The 25,124-nt window shown below is 51.3% G+C and carries 25 protein-coding genes; 4 read left to right on the top strand and 21 right to left on the bottom strand.

Annotated features, from left to right (window positions below; genetic code table 11):
• Nucleotides 1–157: 157 nt before the first annotated feature.
• Complete coding sequence (locus EDM59_RS28260; RefSeq protein ID WP_342769257.1) at nucleotides 158–1,240, bottom strand: MFS transporter; 1,083 nt, start codon at nucleotides 1,238–1,240, stop codon at nucleotides 158–160.
• A gap of 296 nt (nucleotides 1,241–1,536) precedes the next feature.
• On the opposite strand from EDM59_RS28260, the gene EDM59_RS28255 reads away from it, so the two are divergent.
• Entirely contained in the window at nucleotides 1,537–2,721 is a 1,185-nt protein-coding gene (locus EDM59_RS28255) for a saccharopine dehydrogenase family protein (RefSeq protein ID WP_122926736.1), read from the top strand.
• A gap of 152 nt (nucleotides 2,722–2,873) precedes the next feature.
• Here the strand turns inward: EDM59_RS28255 and EDM59_RS28250 are convergent, their stop codons facing one another.
• The 19 genes from EDM59_RS28250 to EDM59_RS28160 all read right to left on the bottom strand — a co-directional run bounded on the left by EDM59_RS28250 (nucleotide 2,874) and on the right by EDM59_RS28160 (nucleotide 22,162).
• The gene (locus EDM59_RS28250; RefSeq protein ID WP_122926697.1) at nucleotides 2,874–3,740 is read right to left on the bottom strand and encodes a DMT family transporter; all 867 of its coding nucleotides are present in this window, start codon (nucleotides 3,738–3,740) and stop codon (nucleotides 2,874–2,876) included.
• A gap of 90 nt (nucleotides 3,741–3,830) precedes the next feature.
• On the bottom strand, nucleotides 3,831–4,106 hold the full coding sequence (locus EDM59_RS28245; protein ID WP_122926696.1) for a EutN/CcmL family microcompartment protein: 276 nt from the start codon (nucleotides 4,104–4,106) through the stop codon (nucleotides 3,831–3,833).
• Nucleotides 4,107–4,118: 12 nt separating this feature from the next.
• The gene (locus tag EDM59_RS28240; RefSeq protein WP_122926695.1) at nucleotides 4,119–4,901 is read right to left on the bottom strand and encodes a hypothetical protein; all 783 of its coding nucleotides are present in this window, start codon (nucleotides 4,899–4,901) and stop codon (nucleotides 4,119–4,121) included.
• A gap of 2 nt (nucleotides 4,902–4,903) precedes the next feature.
• A complete protein-coding gene (gene pduL / locus EDM59_RS28235) occupies nucleotides 4,904–5,692 on the bottom strand; it encodes a phosphate propanoyltransferase (RefSeq protein ID WP_122926694.1) in 789 nt (262 codons plus the stop codon).
• Between the two features lie 11 nt (nucleotides 5,693–5,703).
• On the bottom strand, nucleotides 5,704–5,991 hold the full coding sequence (locus EDM59_RS28230; protein ID WP_055744965.1) for a BMC domain-containing protein: 288 nt from the start codon (nucleotides 5,989–5,991) through the stop codon (nucleotides 5,704–5,706).
• A 13-nt stretch (nucleotides 5,992–6,004) separates the two neighbouring features.
• On the bottom strand, nucleotides 6,005–7,483 hold the full coding sequence (locus tag EDM59_RS28225) for an acetaldehyde dehydrogenase (acetylating) (protein WP_122926693.1): 1,479 nt from the start codon (nucleotides 7,481–7,483) through the stop codon (nucleotides 6,005–6,007).
• Between the two features lie 61 nt (nucleotides 7,484–7,544).
• Nucleotides 7,545–7,826, bottom strand: a complete 282-nt coding sequence (locus EDM59_RS28220) for a BMC domain-containing protein (protein ID WP_122926692.1) — start codon at nucleotides 7,824–7,826, stop codon at nucleotides 7,545–7,547.
• 3 nt (nucleotides 7,827–7,829) lie between these two features.
• Nucleotides 7,830–8,210 (bottom strand): BMC domain-containing protein, encoded by a 381-nt coding sequence (locus EDM59_RS28215; RefSeq protein WP_122926691.1) that lies wholly within the window; start codon nucleotides 8,208–8,210, stop codon nucleotides 7,830–7,832.
• Nucleotides 8,211–8,344: 134 nt separating this feature from the next.
• Nucleotides 8,345–9,130 (bottom strand): DeoR/GlpR family DNA-binding transcription regulator, encoded by a 786-nt coding sequence (locus EDM59_RS28210; RefSeq protein WP_122926690.1) that lies wholly within the window; start codon nucleotides 9,128–9,130, stop codon nucleotides 8,345–8,347.
• Between the two features lie 5 nt (nucleotides 9,131–9,135).
• Complete coding sequence (phnW, locus tag EDM59_RS28205; RefSeq protein WP_122926689.1) at nucleotides 9,136–10,248, bottom strand: 2-aminoethylphosphonate--pyruvate transaminase; 1,113 nt, start codon at nucleotides 10,246–10,248, stop codon at nucleotides 9,136–9,138.
• 2 nt (nucleotides 10,249–10,250) lie between these two features.
• Complete coding sequence (phnX, locus tag EDM59_RS28200) at nucleotides 10,251–11,045, bottom strand: phosphonoacetaldehyde hydrolase (RefSeq protein WP_122926688.1); 795 nt, start codon at nucleotides 11,043–11,045, stop codon at nucleotides 10,251–10,253.
• 14 nt (nucleotides 11,046–11,059) lie between these two features.
• Nucleotides 11,060–12,760, bottom strand: coding sequence for a putative 2-aminoethylphosphonate ABC transporter permease subunit (locus EDM59_RS28195; protein ID WP_122926687.1), 1,701 nt, complete (start codon nucleotides 12,758–12,760; stop codon nucleotides 11,060–11,062).
• Nucleotides 12,761–12,764: 4 nt separating this feature from the next.
• The gene (locus EDM59_RS28190) at nucleotides 12,765–13,823 is read right to left on the bottom strand and encodes a putative 2-aminoethylphosphonate ABC transporter ATP-binding protein (RefSeq protein ID WP_122926686.1); all 1,059 of its coding nucleotides are present in this window, start codon (nucleotides 13,821–13,823) and stop codon (nucleotides 12,765–12,767) included.
• A gap of 61 nt (nucleotides 13,824–13,884) precedes the next feature.
• The gene (locus EDM59_RS28185) at nucleotides 13,885–14,943 is read right to left on the bottom strand and encodes a putative 2-aminoethylphosphonate ABC transporter substrate-binding protein (RefSeq protein ID WP_122926685.1); all 1,059 of its coding nucleotides are present in this window, start codon (nucleotides 14,941–14,943) and stop codon (nucleotides 13,885–13,887) included.
• A 211-nt stretch (nucleotides 14,944–15,154) separates the two neighbouring features.
• Nucleotides 15,155–19,963 carry an Ig-like domain-containing protein gene (locus EDM59_RS28180; RefSeq protein WP_122926684.1) on the bottom strand — a complete coding sequence of 1,603 codons (4,809 nt, stop codon included), beginning with the start codon at nucleotides 19,961–19,963 and terminating at the stop codon, nucleotides 15,155–15,157.
• 35 nt (nucleotides 19,964–19,998) lie between these two features.
• Nucleotides 19,999–20,538, bottom strand: a complete 540-nt coding sequence (locus EDM59_RS28175; protein WP_122926683.1) for a phage tail protein — start codon at nucleotides 20,536–20,538, stop codon at nucleotides 19,999–20,001.
• Between the two features lie 12 nt (nucleotides 20,539–20,550).
• Nucleotides 20,551–21,072, bottom strand: coding sequence for a phage tail protein (locus tag EDM59_RS28170; protein ID WP_122926682.1), 522 nt, complete (start codon nucleotides 21,070–21,072; stop codon nucleotides 20,551–20,553).
• A 67-nt stretch (nucleotides 21,073–21,139) separates the two neighbouring features.
• On the bottom strand, nucleotides 21,140–21,655 hold the full coding sequence (locus EDM59_RS28165; protein ID WP_122926681.1) for a phage tail protein: 516 nt from the start codon (nucleotides 21,653–21,655) through the stop codon (nucleotides 21,140–21,142).
• Nucleotides 21,656–21,658: 3 nt separating this feature from the next.
• A complete protein-coding gene (locus EDM59_RS28160) occupies nucleotides 21,659–22,162 on the bottom strand; it encodes a GNAT family N-acetyltransferase (RefSeq protein WP_183193070.1) in 504 nt (167 codons plus the stop codon).
• Nucleotides 22,163–22,338: 176 nt separating this feature from the next.
• On the opposite strand from EDM59_RS28160, the gene EDM59_RS28155 reads away from it, so the two are divergent.
• Nucleotides 22,339–23,454 (top strand): flavin monoamine oxidase family protein, encoded by a 1,116-nt coding sequence (locus EDM59_RS28155; RefSeq protein WP_281274597.1) that lies wholly within the window; start codon nucleotides 22,339–22,341, stop codon nucleotides 23,452–23,454.
• 56 nt (nucleotides 23,455–23,510) lie between these two features.
• On the opposite strand, the gene EDM59_RS28150 is transcribed toward EDM59_RS28155, so the two are convergent.
• The gene (locus EDM59_RS28150; RefSeq protein WP_122926678.1) at nucleotides 23,511–24,047 is read right to left on the bottom strand and encodes a GNAT family N-acetyltransferase; all 537 of its coding nucleotides are present in this window, start codon (nucleotides 24,045–24,047) and stop codon (nucleotides 23,511–23,513) included.
• A gap of 156 nt (nucleotides 24,048–24,203) precedes the next feature.
• Here EDM59_RS28150 and EDM59_RS28145 point away from each other — a divergent pair, with 156 nt between their 5' ends.
• Nucleotides 24,204–24,722 (top strand): acyl-CoA thioesterase, encoded by a 519-nt coding sequence (locus tag EDM59_RS28145; RefSeq protein WP_092275738.1) that lies wholly within the window; start codon nucleotides 24,204–24,206, stop codon nucleotides 24,720–24,722.
• Nucleotides 24,723–24,866: 144 nt separating this feature from the next.
• Entirely contained in the window at nucleotides 24,867–25,043 is a 177-nt protein-coding gene (locus EDM59_RS28140) for a hypothetical protein (protein ID WP_246011286.1), read from the top strand.
• Nucleotides 25,044–25,124 lie beyond the last annotated feature (81 nt).

Here is a 25,124-nt window from a genome sequence, read left to right as displayed (position 1 = left end):
GCAGATACCAGCGAAATGGCACCAATGACAAGGATGAACAGACCTACTGGCACCCAAGAGCCGTTAAAGGAATGGATAAGCGTAGTTGCGATCAAAGGAGCCATTCCTCCTGCAAGCGCAGCCCCTACTTGATACCCAACCGAAATACCTGTATACCTCACCCTAGCGCCAAACATATCCGAAACAAGCGCCCCATAACCGCTGTGATCACGCCCCACAGCCCCATTCCCAAGACGGTAGCCAGCGTCAGGGTATAGACCGATTGATAGGAGAGCAGCTGAAAATACGGGAAAGCGAAGAGCATCATTCCAGATGTGCCCATGATAAAAATTCTCTTTCTACCGATCTTGTCTGCAAGCATCCCGGTGAAAGGAATGACAAAAGCGGAGAACAATGTGCCTAGTGTGACTGCGTTCAAAACCGCTCCTCGGTCCATATGGAGCTGCCCTGTTGCATAGGAGAGGACGAACGTCGCGAAAATATAAAAGGGTGCCGATTCTACCAATTTGACACCAATTGTCAGCAAAACCTCTTTGCGGTGATAGCGCAAGGTCTCTCCCAACGGAAACGTGGAGACCGATCCGCTGTCCTTCATCTTCTGGAAATCGGGCGTCTCTCCCAAACCACGACGAATCCACAACCCCACAAAAACCAGTACAATGCTTAGCAAAAACGGCACTCGCCAGCCCCACGACAAAAATTGCTGCTCCGGCAGTTGTGTCATGATGGAAATGGTCACCGTACCGAGCAGCATTCCCACAGCTGATCCCATCATCGGAATACTGCCGCCAAAACCTCGCTTGCTTTCGGGAGAATACTCCACTGCCAAGAGCAAAGCCCCTCCCCATTCTCCGCCGATTCCAATCCCTTGAATCAGACGAAGCAAAACGAGCAAGCAGGGAGCCCAGAACCCGATCCTCTCATAATCAGGCAGGCATCCGATCAATACAGTAGACAATCCCATCAAGGCCAGCGTCAGCACCAATGTTTTTTTGCGTCCAAGTCTGTCGCCAATATGACTGAAAATAACGCCGCCCAGCGGCCTAAAAAAATACGGGATACCAAAGGAAGCATACGCCAGGAGCAGGCCCGCAAAAGAATCGAGTGTAGGGAAAAAGAGTTTGTTGAAAACAAGTGATGCCATGGTTCCAAACAGTAAATAGTCGTAATACTCAATGGAACTGCCAATCAGACTTGCCACTAAAGCCCTTCTCGTTTGTGTAGCCTGCTTTTTTTGCATGATCCCTCCCCCTCTGTCACGCGACAGATCTATCTTGCCTTTCATTAAATTGAATTTTCTAAATTTTACACCCACCTTTGCTATGCTGTCCATACATTTGTTGTATTTATTTGGAATTCGTTTTGCTAACATTCTTTTAGTTGCCTTTGTTTGATTAAAACCCTATATCAAACGTAATACAAATCAAAAACACAAATTAATTACAACAAAATACACACAATTCAATATTCATGTGTTATACTCTAACCATGCATCAGAATCTTCAGAAAACAAACCTGTATGGAGGGTGAATGGACGTGAAAGTACTATGCTTGGGTGGTGCCGGTAGAATCTGCCGGGAATCGATTCTCGATCTGGTGCAGTATTCCAGCTTTGAGAAGATTACGGTCGCCGACTTTAATGAAGCAGAAGGGCGCGCTGTCGTCGAAGCCTTAAACGATCCGCGCGTCGATTTTGTCCAAATCAACGTACGCGACCACGAAGACACCGTCAACAAGATGAAAGGGTACGACATCGTCATGGATGGGACGACAATCACACTGAATGGCCTATCCACTGCTTGCATCGCGGAAGCAGGCTGTCACGGCATCAACTTGAATGGATTTGGTGCAGAGGATGCCTACCATGAAATCTTCCAGAAGAATAACAAGACGTGCGTCCCTGGATTCGGCATGACGCCAGGCGTTACACAGATGATGGCCATGCACGCAGCAAACCAGCTTGATGCAGTAGAGTCCGTGCGGGTCAGCCATGGCGCTTTTCGTCCCATTGCTTTTTCACGCTCCATCACCGAGACCACTACGTATGAATACGATCCTTTGCTGCCAGGGCGTGTCGTTTATGAAAACGGCGAGTTCGTCCAGGTACCTCCTTTTGCCAGACCGCGCGAGATCGCTTTGCCAGAGCCCTATGGAAAAACCGTCCAGTACATCATCCCCCATGCCGAAACCAAAACGCTGGCGCAAGCCCTCGCTTCTAAAAACGTGCAGCTCATCGAAGTGCGCGGTACATGGCCAGCCAAAAACATGCAGCTGGTTCGAGCGCTCTACGACTGGGGCTTCATGCGCAATGACCCGATTACCGTGAACGGCAAGGAGATTGGCATCCTCGATTGCATCAGTGAATACCTGTTCCACTCCACAGAAGGACAGGAGACGCAGCTGTACGGTTACTCCTTGCACGTGGAAGTCGTCGGTATCAAAGACGGACGCCGCGTGCAGCATGTCCTCTACCATACGCATCCGGCTTCCGATGGATCGGTAGAGGGCTGGGAAAAGCTGCGAGCTTACACCCGCAATGTCGGAATCCCAATGGCAATTGCTACGGAGCTCATCGCCAAAGGCCAGGTGAAGAAAACAGGCGTTCTGATACCCGAGGATGCGTTTGAACCGGCGGAAATCTTTGCTGAGCTAGAAAAGCGTGGAATCTTCATGCATGAGGAGATTACGCAGCTCGATGAATCGGTTCAGGTGGCCCGATAGCCTTTCCATACGTATAAAAGACGCGGGCAAACACTCCCGCGTCTTTTCGTTTCACCTAGTCTGCACGAAACCTTTTTGCCAGTACGCGCCGGCTTCTCTGACTCAATTGCATTGGCAAGTACACTACTACTAAGCTGGTCTGTATAGCGCTCCTAGCTCAGCTTAATGATGACGACACCCGCCAAAATCAGCCCAATCGACACCCATTTGACAACGCTCACCTTTTCCTTCAGCCATACAATCCCAATGATAGTGGCAAAGACAATGCTGATCTCCCGCACGGAGGCTACATACGTGACGGGTGTCGTCTGCATGGCATAAACAGCGAGTGAGTTGGAGACGAAAACGAAAAGTCCGCCTGCGAGTGTGTGCCAGGGATACCGTTTCGCCAGATCCACATAAGAGACTTTTGACTGCGCTCTGCGGTCAAGAACCCATTTCCCTAAAAACATGCCGATAAACACGAAGTATTTGAACAGCAAGCCGGACATCATCGACGCGCCCATGCCATCCAGTACACTGCTGCAAGCCGAGAAGCTGCCTGCCATGAAGACCCATTTCATATTGTGCCAGTCCTTTAAAAGGTGGCTCAGTTCGCGCAGCGAAAAGGAACGCTGATTCATGAAGACGACCCCGGCCACAATGACCAGAATTCCCAGGAATCCTGTCCAGGCGATCGCGGCACCGATGAACAATGTGCTGATCACCGTCGTCACGATGGGGGCTGTCCCCCGCAGGATTGGGTAGGCATAGCTCAAATTGTTCGTTTGATACGCTTTCGCTAGCGCTACGAAATACAATACTTCTGAAACGGTGCTAAGCAGCATCCACTTCATCGCAGCCAGTGGAAAAAAAGAGGTCCTCCACAAGTAAATCGCCAGCGGTATATACAAAATCACGGAGGCGCCCAAGATTAACGTAAAAAAAGCGTCCCTCTCCTCAATTCGTTTGGACAAGGCATTCCAGATGGCATGACAAACCGCTGCAAACAGCAGGATCAGCAAAATGGTCGTTGACATTCTTCTCCCAGCTTTCTGTATATTCGTGATAGGATGGCTACTATAAACGTCAAAAGGTGCAGTCTTCTACAGACTACACCAAGGCGTTTCTTATGTCTCTTGTGTCACTTCAAAAGAGTCCACGATTCCTACAATTGCGGCATCGATGGGGACCACCTTGTTTTGAAAAATGATCCGCGCAGAGGTGCCCGTCGAAACGATGACCTTTTCCCCAAAGCCCGCTCCGATGCGGTCCGCTGCAATCACCGTTCTGCCCCCCTCCTTATCGTTCCAGTCGATGGGCTGGACAACCAGCAGCTTCAAGTTCTCCATGCCCTCTTCTTTTTGTGTAGACCAGACACTGCCGATCACTTTTCCCAAAAACATGGCGCTCCCCCTTTAGCGGACGTAGCGGACCGCTACCCCTTTTTCCTTCAGCAAGTCCATCGCCAGGGGCGAGACGATCGCTCCCTGCCGCAGGACCAGCTTATCCTCGGTAAACTCGCTTTGCGCTTTTACCCAGTCTGCTGTCAACAGCTTTGCCGTTACCGGTTGTTGACCACCTGATCCTGGCTCGTGATTGGGCAAGCTCACTCGGTTTTTGCGGATAATCGCGTCAGCCAATCCCTTTTGCGCGGCAAATTCGATCCCGAGCTCTTTCATGTCGTTCACATGCCGTTGAAAGAGTTTTTGATACGGGCCAGGCAGCGACAACGCCTTCAGGCAGCGGCGATCGGAGCGTTTGATCCCAGGCACATCTTCTCCAACGAGGACAGGCTTGCCCAACACAAGCGCCGAGAAAATGACCTCTGCCTTGATGCTTCCTTTTAGCCCAGCGACTACCCGCGCCGCATTGTCCAGATCGATCTCCGGAATCACGATCCCGTCGTATTCCTTCGGCAGCTCCAAAGGTGCCGGAGCATACTCGTCTGTGGCAATGATTTTCCCTGCACCAGCGCACTCTATGCGATGCATGCCCAGCCAAGAGGAGGTCTCTCCGTCCAAAAACAGAATGTCGTGACAGATACCGTGGTTCTGGAGGGCGATAAACTGGTCGGTAAATGCCTCGTGCGCCGTACTGTCGCAGAAGATGAACAGCCATTTCGGCTTTTTCTCCTGCGGCGTGCTCATGGACTGTAAAATTTCACGTGTGATCGATTCAATCATTTGGCGGACATCCACCTCTACCACCTCCCCGCCGTAGAAAACAGTTTGCCATTTTTGCCGATCAGATGTACGTGGTCGCCCGTAGACAGATTGGCGGCATTCGCTTCGTCCAAGTCAATGTGAAAATCCAGCGCGTACCGATTGCTGACGCGTACGGTCACATCGGGGAAGATCAAGGCGCGTTCCCCGCTCATCTGCAGCATCACACTATCGCCCTCTTGTACACCCGACGCTCGCGCATCTGTATCGGACATGTGGACATGACACTTCGCGACGATGACCCCAGCTGGGAGCGACACGAAGCCTTTTGGCCCGATGAGTGTGATGCCGGGTGTGCCCTCCAGAGAACCAGACACCCGGATCGGCGGATGAATGCCGAGCACAAATCCATCTGTTTTCGAGATTTCGACCTGACTTGCCCCTCTCGCTGGCCCAAGGATTCGCACTCCTGTGATACTTCCCTTTGGGCCGAGCAGCGTCACCGTTTCCTTGGCTGCGAACTGTCCTGGCTGAGAAAGGGGCCGCAGTGGAGTCAGCTGATAGCCCGCCCCAAACAGCTTCTCGACATCCTCGGGGGACAAGTGAACGTGTCGATTGGATACGCCTACTGGAATACGGAGTGCACTTTTTTGCTCGCTGTTCTGCGAAAAGGCTTCTGACGATTGAAAAGCTTCCACTTTGATCCCTCTCCCCTTTAGGAAATCCATAGCTGCCGGGGTGAATTTGTCTTCGGCGCGGACAAGATAAGGATTGGGAATCCCCGATCGCAGCATGGCCCGCAAAGTCGTCTCCGTGATCAAAGCCATCGGCTAGACCGCTACCCTTCCAGCTTCGGCAAGATCAGCTCGATATCTGAGTGCGGGCGAGGGATGACGTGCACAGATTTCAGCTCCCCCACCTTTTCCGCCGCTGCCGCGCCCGCATCGGTCGACGCTTTTACCGCTCCTACGTCCCCGCGAACCATGACGGTCACGAGTCCTCCACCCACGTGCACTTTTCCGATCAGCTTGACATTGGCAGCCTTCACCATCGCGTCTGCCGCCTCTACCGCGCCGATCAAGCCCTTCGTTTCTACCATTCCCAGTGCTCCCATTTCTCCTGCCATTCTTTATACCTCCTTACCGATTGGTAGATTGCAATTCTAGCAATACACTCTTGATAATGTCTGCGATCTCATCCCTGCTGATAGAGGCAGGCGCTGGCGTAGAGCTGGCGATCGTGGGTGCAGCTGGCGAGTGTGCCAGCTCCATCTCGCGCAGTCCAAAGGCGACGCGCTTGATATTGATAAGATGCTCGGGTCCGATGTTGTCTGAGGTCACATTGTTGCCAAGCGAGCCGCAGCCTAGCGTAAGCGAAGGCGTGATGCCAGTCGTTGCGCCGATTCCGCCGAATGTCGTGCCTGCATTGACCACGATTCTGGAAGCCGGTTTATCCAGCACGAATTTCTCGATCACCTGAGAATCCTGGCAGTGCAAGCCAATCGTATGGCCCAATCCGCCCAGCTCCAGCAGCCGCGTACATAGGCCGCTCGCCTCTTCCATATCGCTCGCTGTATAGAGGGCCAGGATCGGAGCCAGTTTTTCAATAGAGTAGGGATGCTCCAGCCCGACTTCGCTTTCTTCTGCAATCAGCACTTTCGCGTTTTCCGGAACGAGGATGCCAGCCAGCTCAGCTAACGCTTGTGGGGACTTCCCTACGATAGCCGGATTGAGTCCTCCGTCCTTTTTGATGATCGCCGCTACCCGTTTTCGCTCATGGTCGTCGAGGAAGTAGGCCCCTTGCTGCTTGAGCTGCGCAACGGCTTTTCGCTTGATCGCTTTGTCTACCACGAGAGCCTGCTCGGAAGCGCAAATCGTTCCGTAATCAAACGTTTTGCTTTGGAGGATCTGGCGAATAGCCGCAGCGATATCTGCGCTGGTGTGGATGTAGACTGGCACATTGCCTGGACCGACACCATATGCTGGCTTTCCAGAGCTGTAGGCGGCCTTAACCATCGTTGTCCCGCCTGTGGCGAGAATGACATCTGTAAGGCGGTGCCGCATCAGCTCCTGCGAGGCAGAAAGCTTCGGCGTCGAAATGCAGGAGATCAAACCAGCCGGGGCTCCTGCGCGCTCTGCCGCTGCTTGCATGACGGCTGCCGCCTCCTTCGTGCATCTGGCAGCTTGCGGGTGTGGGCTAATGACGATGGCGTTGCCCGCTTTTACAGAGATCAGAGCTTTGAAAATAACCGTGGAGGTAGGATTCGTAGAAGGCACGATTCCCGCGATGACTCCCACTGGCTGTGCAATTTCCCACACTCGTTTTTGCTCGTCACGGCGAATGATCCCGACCGTCTTCTGGTCTTTGATCGATTGATAGATTTCGTTTGCGGCGAACAAATTTTTTACCGTTTTATCTGCCACGCAGCCATAACCGGTTTCCTCTACAGCGAGGGCTGCCAATCGGTTTGCTTCTGAGCGAGCAGCTTCCGCCATTCGCTGTACGATTTGATCGATTTGACCCTGCGACATGGCTTGCAGCTGCTTTTGCGCTGCCGCGGCTTGTGCCAAGCACTGGCGTACTTCCTGGACTGATTGCAAATCTATATCTAGCATCACGATATACCGTCACCTCTCCTCAGCCGTTTGCAAGTCTTGTGATAGTTGCGGCGGATGGAATTTACGATTGCTCGAGCTTGGGTAAAATCAACTCGATATCCGAGTGCGGACGCGGAATGACATGCACAGATACCAGCTCTCCCACTTTTTCCGCTGCTGCCGCACCCGCATCTGTGGACGCTTTCACGGCGCCTACATCTCCGCGGACCATGACGGTCACAAGACCACCGCCTACGTGCACCTTTCCGATCAGCTTCACATTCGCTGCCTTCACCATAGCGTCTGCCGCTTCCACCGAGCCAATCAAGCCCTTCGTTTCCACCATGCCCAATGCGTCACCCATGTTCTATTCCTCCTTGCTTGTTTGCGTAGTCGAGGTTGCAGCCTGGCTGCTATTTTTCGGCTTGTTAGCCGGTTTTGTCGTCTGTTTCGCTTTTTCTTTTTCCAGCTGCTGCAGAACCATTTCCATGACATTTCGCTCCGGTCGTGGAATGACACGGGAGTGAAGAAGCTGTCCCACTCTTCTCGCTTCTGCTTCCCCGGTAGAGACTGCAGCCGTCACTGAAGCAACATCGCCGACGATGTAAATCGTGACGATCCCGGCATCCGCTCCCTGATACGTCACACAACGAACATCCGCCGCTTTGGCAGCTGCATCTGTAGCCGCGACCAATGCAGGGAAACCGAGTGTCTCGATCATCCCCAAGGCGTAGCCATTTTCGAGCATGTAGCATCCTCCTTTCAGTGACACTCTAGATAAGACAAGTTATATCAGCTTATTATTATGTTATTTTGTTGTTTATGTTGATTTTCGTTGTGACTTACTGCGAAAAATGGAGGGCCTCCTTGATGCCCTTTCCTTTACTGCGCCACTATCCAGTTCACGTTTTTCGCTTCGAGCTCACTGCTCCATTCTTCCGGAGAGGGAACGTCGCTCACAACGACATCCATTTCTTTCAAATCCGCGATCTTGTAAAACGTACTGACGCCAATCTTGGAGTGGTCCGTAAGCACGATCGTTTCCTTTGCATTCTCGATAAATCGCTTGGAGAGCATCGCTTTCTCCGCATCGTAGCTGGAGATTCCGTATTGAGCCTGAATACCGTCGATCGAGAGAAAGGACTTGTCGACGAAAAAATCTTGCATCATTTTCTCGGCCAGCGTACCTACTGAACGAAAATGTTTCGGCTGTATTTTCCCTCCGATGAAGTACGCCTCTGCTTGGAGCAGTCCTTTGTTTTGGTAGTCCATCAAGAGGTTTAGGGCGGGCACCGAGATTGTGATAAAGCAGAGATTCTTACGGCCCAGCAGATGCGGCAGCATATGCATGGTCGTCGTTCCATCATCGATCAAAACGACATCGTTATCCTGTACAAGCTGAGCTGCGGTGCGCGCGATTCGCTTTTTCTCGTCTGCAAAAGCTACCTCCCGTGTCAGATGCGGAGGTTCTTCCTGATCGTACTGGACTTTGATCGCTCCGCCGTAAACGCGCTTGAGCTTTTTATCATGCTCGAGCTCCTCCAGATAGCGCCGAATCGTTTCCGAGGAGACCTGCAGCTTTGCTACTAGGTCGCTCGTTCTGACCTTGCCCGCGTAGTTGAGCCAATCCACGATGCGTTCTTTGCGTTCTTCACCTGCTAGAGACATCGCGTTTACCAGAAGATGTTTTGCTCTACAGCCTGCACGAGCCGCTTCATGTCATGCGGGTAGACTTCCCCGATGTTTCCGATTCGGAACGTATCTGCCACGGAGATTTTGCCCGGATAGATGACGAAGCCTTCCTTTTTCAACCGCTCGTAAAACGCTGCAAATGTAAATGCCGGGCTTTCCGGGAAGTAGAAGGACGTGATGATCGGCGACTGCCACTCCTTGGTCAACAGAGTCGAAAAGCCTAAACGCTCCATACCTTCTACCAACGTGCGCTGGTTCTCGCGGTACCGTACATGTCGCTTTTCCACACCGCCTTCCTCTTCCAGCTCCACCAATGCCTGATAGAAGGCTCGAACAACGTGCGTAGGAGAGGTGTAGCGCCATTTTCCGTTATGCTTTTCCATCGTCTCCCACTGATCGTACAGATCGAGCGAGAGCGATCTTGCCTGGCCTTTGCATTTTTTCAGTTCTTCTGTCTTGGCCAAAATAAATCCGAAGCCGGGTACACCCTGAATGCATTTGTTGGCACTGCTGATCAAAAAGTCGATTCCCAGTCCAGCCACATCGATCGAGATCCCGCCGAAGCTGCTCATCGCATCCACGATCAAAACCTTGCCCGCTTCCTTTGCCACTTTTGCCACTTCATCGATCGGGTTGAGCATCCCGGTCGTCGTCTCGCAATGCACTACTGCCACATGCGAAATCTGCGGATCGTTCTCCAAGATTTCTTGCAGCTTACTTGCCTCTGCAGGAGATACTTCGCCAAAGTCGAGCACCTGTGTATCGATTTTGAGTACCTGCGCCATTTGGGCGAGACGATTACCGTAAGCCCCGTTGGTTAATACAATCAGCTTTCCATCTGTCGGAACCACCGAGCCGACCACCGCTTCTACGGAAAAACTCCCACTGCCCTGCATGAGCACAGTCGTATAATCATCGTGGTTCGCTCCAGCCAAACCTACCAGCTTGCGGCGAATGACCTGGACGAGATCGTTGTACTCGTTGTCCCAGGTGCACCAGTCACGCAGCATGGCTGCCTTTACTCCCTTTGAGGTGGAAAGCGGTCCCGGAGTCAACAGCAGGTACGGATTGTCAGGCAATTGGGTGAGGTTCATCGTTATCTCTCCTTTTGCGCCAGGCGCAGGTTGATTTTGGGAATGAGGGTATCCAGGTCGCCAATGGATTCAATCACATAATCGGCGCCGACGGCCTTGAACCGCTTGGTTACTGCTTCCATCCTGTCATACAGGACATCCGGGTCACACTCCTGTACTTCCCGCTCCGTCATTCCGAGCTCACTGCTTCCTTTGATCACGCCCACTGCCCATGCTCCTGCAGCGACGGCTTCCTTAATGTCGCTGGTCGTGTCCCCTACCTTGATGATGTGCTTCATCGGATGGACATCGAGGTTGATGGCATTTTGGTAGCACATCCACGGCAACGGGCGTCCAGCGGGCATCTCGCTCGGCGTGACCATCGAATCAGGGGCATAGCCTTTCTTTTTTACCTCTGGAGCCACGACGGCCATCATTTCTGCCGTATAGCCTGTGGTCGATCCGATCTTGATCCCAGCTGCCCGCAATCGGCCCACCAGGTCCAACACTCCAGGAATGGGTGTCGTGTAGTTTTTCAAAATGGAAAACAGCATCGGCTCGAAATCGGCGTACAGCATATCGACGTCCTTTTTCTCCGGGAGCCTGCCGAATTTGGCTTTCCACAGACCTGCGACGCGCTCCATCTTCAGCATCGTATCGATGTGATCCCACTTGAGCATCCCCATCGGTTCGCGCGCTTCCTCGTGGGTGACCTCGATACCCCGCTTTTTAAATACTTCCAAAAAGACGTCGAGGGGCGCGAAGCATCCATAGTCTACGGTAGTTCCAGCCCAGTCAAAGATCACTGCTTGAATCATTAAACTCCCCACCTTTATCTTTTTTGCCATGCCCCTGTCTTCTCTCGCCATTTCTTCGTTCCGATTTCATAGACGATCCGCACGATCACATTGGTCAGAACGATCAGCACGGACATGGCAGCGGCAGGAGCCACATCACCCGCGTCATCCATGTTCACGATGGATACGGACGCCAGCTTGAAATCAGCCGAGTACAGAAAGACGACTGCAGAGATCGTCACCATCGAATTGATGAAATAATAGACGGCATTTTCGAGGATGGCTGGCAATGACATCGGCACCGTCACCCGCCAAAACGTGACATAGAACGGGACACCCATCGATTCGGAGGCGAGCTCGAATTCTTTGTCCAGTTTTTTCAGCGCGGTCGTTGCCGAGATGAACGGTACGGCGTAAAAGTGAATGAGATTCGCCAAAACCAGGATCAGGATTGAGCCGTACATCCAGTTCAACGGATTATCTGGATGGTTGAAGAAAAAGATGTAGGCAAGACCGATAACGAGGCCAGGCAAGGCGAGCGGCAAAATGGAAAGGAAATAGCCTACCTGCCGCAGCCCTTTCATGAAGCGCGTCTTTTCAATCAAGTACGCATTGATGAACGTGATGACTGTGCCCACTACTGCACTGTAGAAGGAAACTTGCAAGCTGTTCCAGAAAGGCTTAAGTCCCTCTCCTGCGACCTTGGAAAAGTCGTAATGCGTAAACGTCATGGTCAAATCATAGGGCCACACCTTGACCAGCGATGCGAAGATCACAGTCCCTAGCATGATGAAAATGGATGCCGTGATCAGGGAGCAGTAGAGAAAGAAAGCCGTGTCCCTCCCACGCTGCGGTGTAATTTTGTAAGGCGTGGACTTAGCCGAAACGGATGAATTTTGCTTGCGCTCAACAATCCGGTCCACGACAAAGGCGAGAATCGCTGGAAGGATCAATATGATCCCCACGGTTGCCCCCATCGTCGTGTTTTGCTGCCCGATCACTTGCTTGTAAATATCCGTAGCCAGTACGTTGAATTGTCCGCCCACGACCTTTGGAGCCCCAAAGTCCGTAAAGCTCAGCGTGAAGCAGACGAAGATGGCACTGATCAGCCCGTATTTCACGTTTGGCAGTGTGACGGTGAGAAACTTGCGCAGCTTGCCCGCCCCCATCGTCTCCGCCGCTTCGTACAGATTGTAGTCTGCAAAAGCGAGCGATACGGCCATGATCAGATAGGCTTGCGGAAAGGTGTAAATGATCTCGGACAAGATGATGCCAAGCGGACCGTAAAGCTCCATATCAAAGCCGGGCAATGCGCCGAAAAAGCCTGTGGTCAAAATGCCTTGGTTGCCAAACAAGTACGTCAGCGCAATCCCATGCATCATCGTCGGGGCAAACAGCGGCAGCAAAGCAACGTAGCGAAAAAACACCTTTCCTTTCATGTCCGTTCGTGTCAGAGCGAATGCGTACAAAAACGCGAGGGCTACGGAAAGGATGGTCGTCACACCGGATACGTACATCGTGTTGACAAAGGATTGCACGAGAGACGGCGTCGCGAAATATTTGACGAAGTTGGCAAGGCCGATGAACTGGCCGCCCTCATCAATAAAGGCGCGGCTAAATAAATCCCCCAGTGGCAGCAGCACGCTTACAAACAGAACAATGACAATGCCGCTGACGAGAACCTTCTGCAGCCATTCATCCCGGCCCATTTTTTGGCGAACGGTTCGTGTGCTCATCGGCTTACCCACTCCCCGTCTTCTTCGTGACAGCGGTCTGGTCAAACGAAATCAGATTTTCCATCGGCAGCTCGAATGCCACCCGTTTGTTGCGGGAAAGCCCCATTCGATGCGTCTGGTTGACAGGCAAATCAATCGTGACCAGCTGGGGCAACAGACCGTTTTGCTGACTGATCAGCTGTAGCGTGACGCGGTAAAACGAGCCGCGAAACTCCAGATCCTGCACAATGGCATGGAGACTGTAATCGGCTGCTGGCTCCATCAGGTGGATGTTTTCTGGCCGAATCGCAAAAAGTCTGTCCTGCGTGATCGTCCCTGCGCTCAGCACGGACTCCTCGAGAAAGTTGATCGCTCCTACGAAATCAGCGACAAACGGGCTGTTGGGCCGCTCGTACACTTCCTGCGGAGATCCCATCTGAACGACCTCCGCATTGTTCATCACCACGATGCGATCCGCCATCGTTAAGGCTTCGTCTTGATCGTGTGTCACCATAATTGTCGTAATGCCGATTTTTTCATGCAGGCTGCGCAGCTCCCGGCGCAGCTTGAGCCTTACTTTGGCATCGAGTGCAGATAGCGGCTCATCCAGCAGCAGGAAGTCGGGGGACAGCGCAATCGCGCGGGCTAAAGCGACACGCTGCTGCTGACCGCCAGAGAGCTGCGATGGATACTTGTCTCGGATGTGTTCCAAATCAATCAATGCCAGCACTTCCCGCACCTTCTCCTCGATGTCCTTCTTCGACCATTTTTTCGTTTGGAGTCCATAGGCGATATTTTGTGCCGCGGTCAGGTTTGGAAAGAGTGCGTAGGATTGGAACATCATCCCGAAGTTTCGTTTGGCAGGCGGGAGAGTCGTAATATCGCGATCATTGACGAGGATTCGTCCGCTCGTAGGCTGCTCCAGACCTGCCAGAATGCGAAGTAGCGTCGTCTTGCCGCAGCCGCTCGGGCCAAGCAGGCAAATGAATTCATTTCTTTGGATATCGATATCAATCGATGTGAGCGCTACAAACTTGCCAAACGTTTTCCGGATTCCCTGAATGCTGAGGTATGGCTTTGTCATACGGCTCCTCCCTTCTTCCTATTACGTGGGGTAGTAAGAGGCAGTGACCTTGCGCACCAACTCACTGTTTCGGCTCGCTCTTCGTGCTGTAGCGTTTATCCCACTCTGCCAGGATCTTGGCCCGATCCTCCGCTGCCTGGTTCAGGTCGTTTTTAATCAGCTGCGATTTTGGTTCCTTCGTATAGCCTTCTGGTATGCCGCCAGCCGCGTCTTGCAGCGTAATGATGGCGAAGTTTTTGTTGTACTCCTTCATCGCTTCATCCGAGATGGCCCAATCGAGAAATACCTTTGCCTCTGGCTTGATTTGGGACTTTTTCACGAGAGCATTGGCTTCCACATCCCAGCCCGCTCCTTCTTTCGGAAACACGACTTCGAGCGGCGCTCCCTTTTTCTTTTCGGTGATGCCCCGGTAGCCAAAGGAGATGCCAATCGGGTACTCTCCGGAAGCTGCCATTTTCGCCGGCTTGGAACCGGAATGGGTGTACAGGGCAATGTTCTCGTGCAGCTTATCCATGTAGCTCCAAGCTTCTGTATCTCCCTGAAGCTGCAGCCAAGCGAAGACCGTGAAAAAGCCGGTGCCGGATGAGGATGGATTTGGCATGACGATCATCCCTTTGTACTCGGGTTTGATCAGGTCAGCGTACGACTGCGGGACAGGCAGATTGTGCTTTTCCAGTTCTTTGGTATTCACCACAAATGCTGTTTCAAACGCGTCGATGCCAACCCAGTGAGCAGGATCCTTGGAGTCTTTAAACTCGGGGACGATGCGTTCGATCCCTTTCGGGGAGTATCCTTCCAGCACCTTCTGCTTTTCTGCCCCCAAAAGCTCCGTCGCAGCTGTTCCCCAGACGACGTCAGCCTGCGGGTTGTCCTTTTCCGCAATCAGCTTGGCGATGATAACCCCCGTCGAATCCCTGACAATGTTCAGTTTGATTTCGGGATGCGCTTTGTTGAAAGCACCGACGTACGCTTTGAGCTGGTCATCCTCCAATGCCGTGTATACGGTCAGTTCTGATGAACCCTTGCCGCCACCGGAAGCCGGATTGGAAGACTGTCCACAACCTGTAATTGCTGCTAGAAGCATTACACCTGCGAAGAAAGAGCCGTACCATTTTTTCATCCATAACCCTCCCCTATTTACCTGCACGAGCCTTCCACTCCACTTGTACTTCCGGTTAAGACAAATCTAATCCCACAGTAATTAGTTTGTTTTCCCGTTTTTTCGTTGTTTTTTGTTTTCATTATACCTAATTGTCTAAACATTTCAAATCTTTTTTGAAAAAGTAAAAAGGCAACCCAATGAGACAGGTTGCCTTTTTGTGTCTTTTCTTTTATTCTTTGATTTCTACTTTCCACTCTTGCGTAAAGCCTGTATAGGAGGTAGCCCGCAGGATGAGATCCTCGCCATCGTAGGAGAAGGAAGGAATCTCAAGCTTGCCTCGCTTGATCGTCGCTGTGGCAACGACCTCATCTTCCTCTATCAGCTCCACTACTCGTACCTGTGTTTCGTCATAGAGCTTGCCCGTCAGACTGTAGCTTTTCTTCTTGTCCTTTTGCGACTTCAGCTCTTTGATTTGCAAACTGCTGGCATCGAACAGCTGGATCGGGAGGATGATGACTTGCTCCTCTTTCTTCGAGCTGCTTGGCTTGATAATCAGTTGGACTAGCTCTGGCAGCTCGTCTTTCTCGGCGAATTCATGGGTCAAGGCAAAGGTGTTGTCTTCGCGGTCAACTTCGGCGCTGTATTGCTTTTTGCCGATTTGTACTTTGACAGACACCCTTTCCTTGTCTGGCAATTTGCCGCTGATGTGCAGCTCATGTCTACCGGAATCCTCTGCTTTCTCGAGCGTTACCTCGACATCCCGATCATCTACCCAGGGTTCTTCATACACATGGACCCGGATCGAAAGCGAAGCGCCGTTAAAGCTAGCCGTGAGCAAAGTCGCTCCCGCATCATTGGCCGTAATTTCACCTTTCGCTGCCGTTGCCACTTTCCTATTTTTCGTTGACCAGCGTACTTCATCGGTCACATCCTGCATCGTGCCTTGCTTGTAATGGGCGTAGATCTTAATCGATTCGGTGTTGCCAGGCTGCATGACGTACAGTATATCGTCCGTAGACAGATACAGCAGCTTACCCGCCTCGACGGTGACCGTTACTTTGTCTTTCACTTTTCCATCCAAGCTGGATACCGTGATCGTCGCGGTTCCCTTCTTGCGCGGGGTCACACGTCCGTTCTCATCCACAGTTGCAACCGATGTCCGGCTCGATTTCCAGACAAGCTGATTGCCGATTTCCTGGGCTGGCTTGATGCGGACGGCGAGGTCTACAGGATCATCGCCTTCTGTCAGCTTCAGGCTATGCTTCGATAATTGAATGTCTGTAATCCGCGGATACTCGCGTTCAACCTCCAGCTTGTAGGTCTTCTTGGTCGTGCCATTTTGCGCGGTTACGACGATCTCGACCTGGTTGATGCCAAGCTTCAAGTCAATCGCCGAGCTGTCTGTACCGCTCTCCACCTCTTCCCCATTCACACGTATTTGTGCGGCTGAATGGGCAGCTGTCGGAGTGAGTGTGAGGCTCGTCACGTCGTTTTTCACCTGGAGCTCATAGCTGGTGCGTTTGCTGCTGAAGTTTGGAGCCAGCTTGCCATCCGAGACGAGCAGCTCTTGCAAAGTCGCGTCACTACTAATCTTGCGGCTGATCGTCACAGTCGCTGTGTTGGAGTAGGAGGTTCCGTCCGTTACTTTAAAGGTAAAGCTGTCATCGCTCGTACTTGTGCTGCCTTTATTCGGTGTGTACGTGTAAGCACCAGTCTGCGCATTGGTCATGGTGACCTTTCCTTTGGTCGGCTCTTTCACCACAATAAAGGTCAACGGGTCGTTGTCTTCATCTGTCGCCAGCAGCTTGCCTTTTACCGTCTCCTGCTTCTCAGCGAGCAGGAAGCCATTCAAAGCACGCGGCGGATGATTCATCTGACTGACGCTGACGGTAAAGGAGTCGCTCGCACTCGATCTTCCATCGCTGACCGTTACGAAGATAGTCGCCGTACCATGTTTTCCTGCGAGCGGCGTTACCTGAATCGTCCGGTTCGTTCCACTGCCCGCAAGCTCGATGTTCTCATCGGGAACGAGGTCTTGATTGCCCGAGCTCGCCGTAACAACCAGTGTACGCGGATCATCGTCTGGATCCGTTACTGTAAAGTCCAGCTTCTCCGTTTGCCCACCTTGAGCGATGCTCTGGTCTTTGATGTCGCTAATCGACGGGCCATACACCGGTGTCGGCGGTACGACAACAGCAGTAATCGTCACGCTGATCGTCGCCGTATTCGAGTCCGCCACTCCATCGTTTACTTTGTAGGTAAAGGAGTCGCTTCCTGTGGCATTGCGATTCGGCGTATAAGTGTATTCGCCTGTGGCTGGATCCATCGAGACGGTTCCTTTTCCTGGCGAACTCACCACTTGGTACAAGAGCGGATCGCCCTCCAAATCGCTTGCGGTCACTGTGCCTTGTTTGCTTTGATTTTGTGTGACTCGAAGCGTTCCGTTTTGTGCCACTGGAGCATCGTTTACGGAGGTAATGAGAATGGTCATCTGTGCTGGTGACGTAGCATACAGTTGTCCGTCCGTAGCATTCCACTGGAAGTCCGTGGTTCCATACCAGTTGGGATCCGGGGTAAAACTGAGCTTGGACAGTTCAGATGCGGGGATTACTTGCCCTGCGGCCACAGGAGTTAAATCAAGCGCCAAGGTACCATGGCTTGGCAAGCTCTCTACTTTGAGCGCTGTCATCTGATCCCCGTCATCATCCTGATACGTAAAGTCGCTTTTTGCAAAGAACAATGGATTGTCTTCCAGTCCGCTCTTGCTTGCGTCACTGACCACTGGCACGCGGTTCACATGGGATATTGTAATGGTTACCTGAGCCGCGCTAATGGAATAGTCTTTGCCATCGGATCCCTTCCACGTAAAGTTGACTGTGCCATTCCAGCCTGGCTGAGGTATGTAGCTTAGACTCGATAACGTGGATGCCGGGATGATCTGATTGACGGTCACAGGCACTCCAGTTACCTGCAAGCTGCCAAAGGCAGGGAGGCTGCTCACTTGAATCTGAACAAGAGAATCTTCTGCATCTTCATCCTCGAACGCATCGTGGAACTCTTGCACTGTGAAAGTGATCGGATTGTCCTCTGAACCGGACTTCGCAAAATCATTAACGATTGGCAGACCGTTTACATCTGTGATGATGAGCGAATACTCTGCTGCTTGCGTGGAATAAACCGTGCCATCGCTGCCTTTCCACCTAAAGGAGTCAGTACCCGACCATTTGGCGGTAGGTGTATAGACAAGCTTAGTTATTTCGGTCGCAGGTATTTCCTGATTAATTGCCACAGAATTGCCATCAAGAGTCAGTGTTCCATTATCCGGAAGCTTCGTAATCTGAATCTTGTTCAAAGGACTCAATTCAGGATCCGCATAGAAAGAAGTAAAATCACTTTCGCTAAACGTAATCGGATTATTTTCGAGCGCTGTCTTGCTGTTGTTCGTGACGCCAGGCGGCTCGTTCACGTCCACGACCTCGATAGGAAATGTGTGAGAAAAGACTGCATCTCGTGAGTCTTTCACCAAAATCGTCACGCTGTAGCTATTCTTTCGCTCGTAATCGAATATCTCGTTGGATTTCAATTGATTCCCTTCGATTACAAAGCTTCCAGTATCACCTGCGGTAAGGGAGTAGGTGAAGGTTTCGCCTGCATTGGAATCAGTTGCGGTCAAGGTACCAACAACCGTTTTTACAGGTTTGTTTTCTTCGATCTTGTAGTTAGAGAGCGTCAGTGCTGTCGGTGGTTCATTTGGCTCCTGGCGATTTACAGTGATTGTGTAGGTCTTGCTTACTCCCGTGCTAGAGGTTACTTCGATCTCAATCGTCGTACTGCCTACTCCAATCGCTATGTTTCCACTTGGACTCCCGCTAGTAATTGTCGTGCTCTTCCCGTTTTCATTTAGCTTGATCGTTGCCTTTCGTTCCTGTGCTGACGCGGTCAGCGTCAGCGTCGTCGCCGTATCCGGGACATTCGCCGTGTAGCTGTTCACTTCCGGAGAAAAGTCTGGAGAAAACGGTCCCGTGCTGAGCGTCAGTTTTTTCAGCTTCTCAGAAGGCTCTTCCTGCGTCAGAGCAACAGCCGAAGTATTTCCTCCTACGCTGACAAACTGTTTAAGCTCTGCAGAATATCCAATCGAGTATAAATCATCGGTCGTGGAGGAATCTTCTTCATCCGACCAATTTTCTGCATCTGCCGACGTCCTTAGTTCGCCATTTGCACCTACAGCCACGTATTTAGCGCTGCCATATGCGACCGCGTACAAGTCTGGTGCGCCACTCGGCTGTTCCACTTGCCAGGAGAATCCGTCCGCAGAAACACAGATGATGCCAGAGCCTACTGCGACAAATTTACCGTTTCCGTATTGAACGGAGAACAGTGGTGCAGATGCGCTTTTCCGTTCCGTCCAAGTGCTCCCGTCTGGTGAAGTATAAATCTTACCTTCGGAACTAACCGTTACAAACAGATTGTTTGAATACGTCACACTGTATAGCGTTTCGCTGCTGTCAGCAGGAGACGACTCATCTGTCCATGTGGCTCCATCATTCGAAGTCAGAATCACGCCTGCGTCTCCTACGACGACGTAGGTACCGCTGCCATCGTACGCAAGGCTTGACAGGTACTCATTTGTTCCGGAGTTCAACTGGCTCCAACCGCTTGCGGCGTTTTTTCCTGTGGATTTGAAAATCTGTCCCCCACTGCCAACTAGCAGCCAATGGGATCCATCGTGAACAGCATCCGTCAAATCATTGAATGCATTCCCCACTGTTACACCAGACCATTCTTCTCCATCGTCCGATACGACTACAGTCGCTGACTGGCCGGCAGCGAGCCATTCTCCGCCGCCGTAGCGAACGGTTTGCAAGAAACTGGACGTCGCCAGACCAGCCTTCGGCACTTTGGTCCACAAAGCTGCTGCTGCCTTCACTGACTGTGTGACTGGGAATCCGGCAGTCAGTACGAGCACGCATAACAGCAAGATCCAAAGCCTACCCAACCAACGATTCTTTGTGTGGTCTTGTATTGTTGAACTTTCCACTATCCACCCTCCTTTCTATTTTTAAACTTTGATTGTTACCCTCTTGGCGGAAAAATCCCTTGCAAAGCGATAATAAAATTCACACCTAGATACGGCTGTCGATTGTTGTGGGGAAGACTGCTGCCAGCAACAGAGAGAGCCATGGGGCTCATCTGTGCGCCAGCAGCATCATTGTATAGCGGGGTATCTCTCTTGACGAACTTGCCTTGCTTGGGAGCCTGAGCCCAAACTGTACCCTGCGGAGAGTTGGTGTCTCCTGTCTGGTCGACCGCCATAGCCAAATGGGTATGGGCTGGCATTTCGTTTTGAAGAAGAGTAACAGTCTCACTACCAACCTGCTCCCCTACCCTTCTATTTGTTAGGCCGTCTCCTTGGCCCTGATGCATGGGAGCACGCCCTCGCAAGTCTGGTAGTGCGAACGTAGTTTTTCCATCCCCTCCGTAATTGGTTCCTAACAGTGCAAAAAGAGCTGTATTCTGGGAAATGGGAAGCAATTGCCCATTGCACAATGCCCATCCTTGGGGAGCAAAATCGCCGGCAAACATCCTGATTTCTCCCACAAATTGATCTGACATTCGGATCCCTCCTTAATTTCGTGATGGAAAAATTCCTTGTAGGGCGATACAAAAGTTCAGTACCGTATAGGGTTGCATATTTTGATGAGCTTGATTTCCACCTGTCGTTGTTACTGCATTAGGGGACAACCCCATATCTGGAATACTAGAGTTGACAGCAGCGTAGCTATTTTCTCTTGCAGCCCAGAAACTATTTTTGGGGGAAGCCTTTTGAGCATCCCCAGAGGATACATTCACCATGTGAGTATGAGCCGGCATCTCCGAACTGGTCAACGTGTGGTTTTCTTCTCCGCCCATTTCCCCTAGTAAAATATTCTTTAAAGAGCTACCTTGTCCAACGTGCACAGGTGCCCTTCCTCTCAGATCAGGTAAGGCAAAATTACTTTGACCATTCCCCCCATACATTGTGCCTAGAATGGCGTACAGAGCCTGATTTTGGTTGATCGGCAAAAGCTGACCATTGCACAACGCCCATCCTTTTGGTGCATAATTCTGAGCAAACAAACGGATTTCACCAAGATACGGATCTCCCACTAAAGATTCCTCCCTTTCTTTTTCCTATATAGATATACCATTCGTTACGGCTAACAGGTCTGGTACGCTAGTTTTGGTTCGGGTAAATTCCATATAATGAGATAATAAAGCTGATTGTAAGCGAAGGCATCATATTGTTATGGGGCTGGCTTCCTCCAGCCACGCCCACGGCAGTAGCATTCATTTGGGTTAATGCGGTAGTACTCGTTGAATACCCGCTCTGCGGCTGCTTCGCCCACGTATTACCTGCGGGCGTATCCGCCCCTGCTCCTGATTCTGCAATAGGAACATGGGTATGATTGGGGATTTGATTGATCATCAAAGTTACGCTTTCCACACCTGCCATTCGTCCTTGTACATAGGTCGTTCCCGTGGTGGAAGTCCCCATACTCAAAGGAATCCTTCCCTGCAAATCAGGCAGTGCAAACGTATCCACGCCGTCACCGCCATACGTTGTACCAATCAATTGATAGAGAGTCTCATTTCCTGATATGGTCAATATCTGGCCATTACAAAATGCCCAACCCGCCGGAGCATAAGTTCCGGCAAACATACGAATCTCTCCAACATACGGTGCTGCCATCTGTTAAACCTCCTTCTTTTCTGGTTCTTTTGCACACGTTTGATTTTCCCCGCACCACTTCATCCAGACATACAAGTCATCCGTAAAACTCACCGAAAAACCCAGCCTGTCGTATAATCGTCTGGCTGGGTTTGAAGCATACACACTCAAGGTAAGGGGCATTTCTGTTTCACTAGCTTCTCGTTGCCATGCACGAAGCAAATGCGTACCAATCCCTTGGTTGCGAAAAGCAGGCAGTACAGAAATGTCTACCACGTGTATTTCGTTTTGCGTTTGGTCTACGATGATTCTTCCCGCTTTTTTCTTATCGGCAAAAATGATCCAATGCTTCATATGCGGGAACTGCTGCTGGTACGCTTGCGTTTGCGCCCTCCACTGCATGTGCAAAATCTGCTCTGCCATTTTGGGCTCCAACCCCCAGGAAGATATCTCATCCCAGCGCGTCGAGCAGAAAAGTTCAAATAAAAAGGGGGCGTCGTCGGCACTAGCAGGAGCAGTTGTTATCATTTTGTCCCTCACATGTAAAATTCTGCATATATCCATAATTCATACTATTATTCTATGAAATCCGCTATTCTTCGTCAATCATTCTCTCAAACTTGTGATAGATGCTTCGACAAAGTCTATGGTATAACATGGATAGAGAAGAATGGATCGTCTTCCATATGAGAGGAGAATTGGAGATGGGTCACAAAGTAAGTCGGCGTACTTTTATCAAGACCGGTGTCGCCGCCACTGTTTCAGGCCTGTTTTTGGGTGATGTCACGGGAGGGCTGCTACCGATCGAAACGGCGCAAGCAGCGTCTGTCTCCCACAAATCCAATACTACCAGCCCGGATGTCATCGTAGTCGGCGCAGGTATTTCCGGATTGGCTGCAGCACATACACTGCAAAAGAACGGCTTGAAAGTCGTTGTGCTGGAAGCCCGCGACAGGATCGGCGGCCGCATCTGGACGGATTATGCGAACGGATATCCTACCGAGCTGGGAGCTTCATGGATGCATGGTATCCAGTACGGAGATCCGATCCCGTATCTGGCTGAGATGTACGAGCTTTCCCCGGATATCGTATCTGACAGCAGTCAAGGGTTTGATCAGCTTTATCGAAAATGGACGGAGAATTTGGACATCCGCCAAAATCAGGTTGTCCACCAGATTCACCATGATGACAGCTCGGTAAAGATCGCCACCTACAGCGATGTTTTTCAAGCGAAATACGGTGTCGTCACCCTACCGCTAGGCGTCTTGAAAAGCGGCAGCGTTACCTTTTCGCCCGAGCTGTCCGAAAGTAAAAAAACTGCGATCACCCGCTTGAACACCGGCCTCATGAACAAGCTCTACCTCCACTTCCCGTATACGTTTTGGGAAGAGGACCAGAAGACGATCTCCCTGGAACGCTTGAACGGCAGCAAGGATGAATTTCTAAACCTTTACAAATATACGAATCTACCTATTCTTCTCGGCTCGTTCACAGCAGCTACAGCTGCCAGCATGGAAAAGTGGAGCGACGAACGGATTACGAATCAAGTAATGGAAGGGCTCATGCAGAAGTATGGCAGCAGCATCCCCCTCCCGACAGTCAGCAGAGTGACACGATGGGGCTCTGATCCTTATGCGCTCGGTTCTTTTACCGCTCACTCTTCCGCTTCCTCGGCAGAAGACATTCTGGCCCTCGGAGAAAGTGTGAACAACCGCCTTTTCTTTGCTGGCGAAGCTACCAATCCCCATCACAGCGCCAGTGTTCACGGTGCGTACATGACCGGCTTGCGCGAAGCCCAAAAGATCATAAGCCTTGCCTAAAGAAAAAAGGACATTCGCTCAGCAGCTACTGCCCCGAGAGAACGTCCTTTTTCGTTTTACAGCACCCGCTCCAGCTGAATATCCAGCGGCTCTCTTTCATAGATTCGCTGATTGATTTCAGCAGCAAGCACGCAGCCTGCCGAACGATAAAAATGCTGGGTCTGGATAGACGGATGTGCCGCTATGTATAGTTTTTTGGCTCCGCGAGCTTTTGCTTTTTCACAGCAGAGGGCAAACAACGTCCCTCCGATGCGTTTGCCCCTTTGCTCGTTGCTGACGTGGATGTAAGGAAGTTCTACGTATTCACCCTGACTGCCAAACAGCTCCCCCTCGATATTGGCAAAGCCAACCAGCGTATCGGCAGCGAAAGCACCCACGACAATACCGCCCTCGCGTACGCACCGCTGCAGATCCTGCAAAACCAGCCGCTTTTTGTCGTCGTCCCAGTGATCCACAAAATGATCGTCTTTTTGCTTCCATTCCCCGTCTTCGATATACCAGACGCGATTTGTCTCCTGATAGCGGTTAAAGGATCGCAGCAAAGAAGCGTCCAGCTCTGCAGGCGAAAGCTCTCTGTAGCGGATTTCTTCCATAGATCTCGCATCCTCTCTGCCTTGTATGGTATTTCTTTATGCTACCATAGGAGGGAGCTTCTGGCTTGCTTCGCGCATAGGGTTGTGAAACAATAAAACAATATAGCCAATACCCCCATTCTCATGAAAATAAGCTTTCGAAAGGGAGTCCTCTGCATGACAGTAGAACGCTTTGTCCGGGAGACACGCACCTTTAAGGCGAGCCATGTCCTTCCCCCTGACACGAACAACCACAACACTCTTTTCGGTGGCAAGCTAATGTCCTATATCGACGACGTCGCATCACTCTCTGCCATGAAGCTTGCGCGTGGCCCTGTAGTGACAGCCTCGACCGATTCCGTTGACTTTTTGCAGCCTATCCCGATCGACCACGAGGTTTCCCTGGAAGCTTTCGTCACGTGGACGCACAAGACGTCGATGGAGATCTTCGTGAAAATCGTAGCAGAGGATTTGCTCACAGGCGAACGAAATGTTTGTGCGACTTCCTTTTTGACATTCGTCGCTTTAGGAGCAGATGGAAAGCCGACGACAGTTCCGAAAGTCATCCCTGAGACAAAGGAAGAAATCTTCCTGCATGAAAGCGCTCCGGAACGGGCAGATGCCCGCAAGCAGCGCCGCACGCGCAGTAAACATTTGGCCGATCTCCTGGGAACATCCAGACCTTGGGAGACCTGAAGCGACCATAACGATAGGCAACCACGTCCCACTTCTACCCGGAGTGGGACTGTTTTCGATCTCCTGTATTCAGGCCACCCCCTTGCCAAACGCAGTCAAAAGTCTTTATACTTTTTGAAGCCCACCATATAAGAGGTGATTGCTATGTCACAACTGGAAGTAACGACCCTGATTGCCTATCTCGCATTTACGGTCTTTTTTCTGGTCGCGTACAAGCTGGATCAGTTTTCCCTGCTCGGACTTATTATCGCTTTGCTTGCAACGGCTGTACTGGCTGTTCTCTTTTACGTCATCATGGCAAAATACTGGCCTGCGTTGTAAATTAGAAAACTTGGCTCCACCAAGCCTTTTGGTGGAGACTTAGTTGCCCTTAGACTGGATAAGAATCTTATAAATTCTTCC

It is taken from the genome of Brevibacillus nitrificans (genome assembly GCF_003710965.1).
GTDB classification, from domain to species: domain Bacteria; phylum Bacillota; class Bacilli; order Brevibacillales; family Brevibacillaceae; genus Brevibacillus; species Brevibacillus centrosporus.
This window is presented reverse-complemented; position numbering and strand designations above follow the sequence as displayed.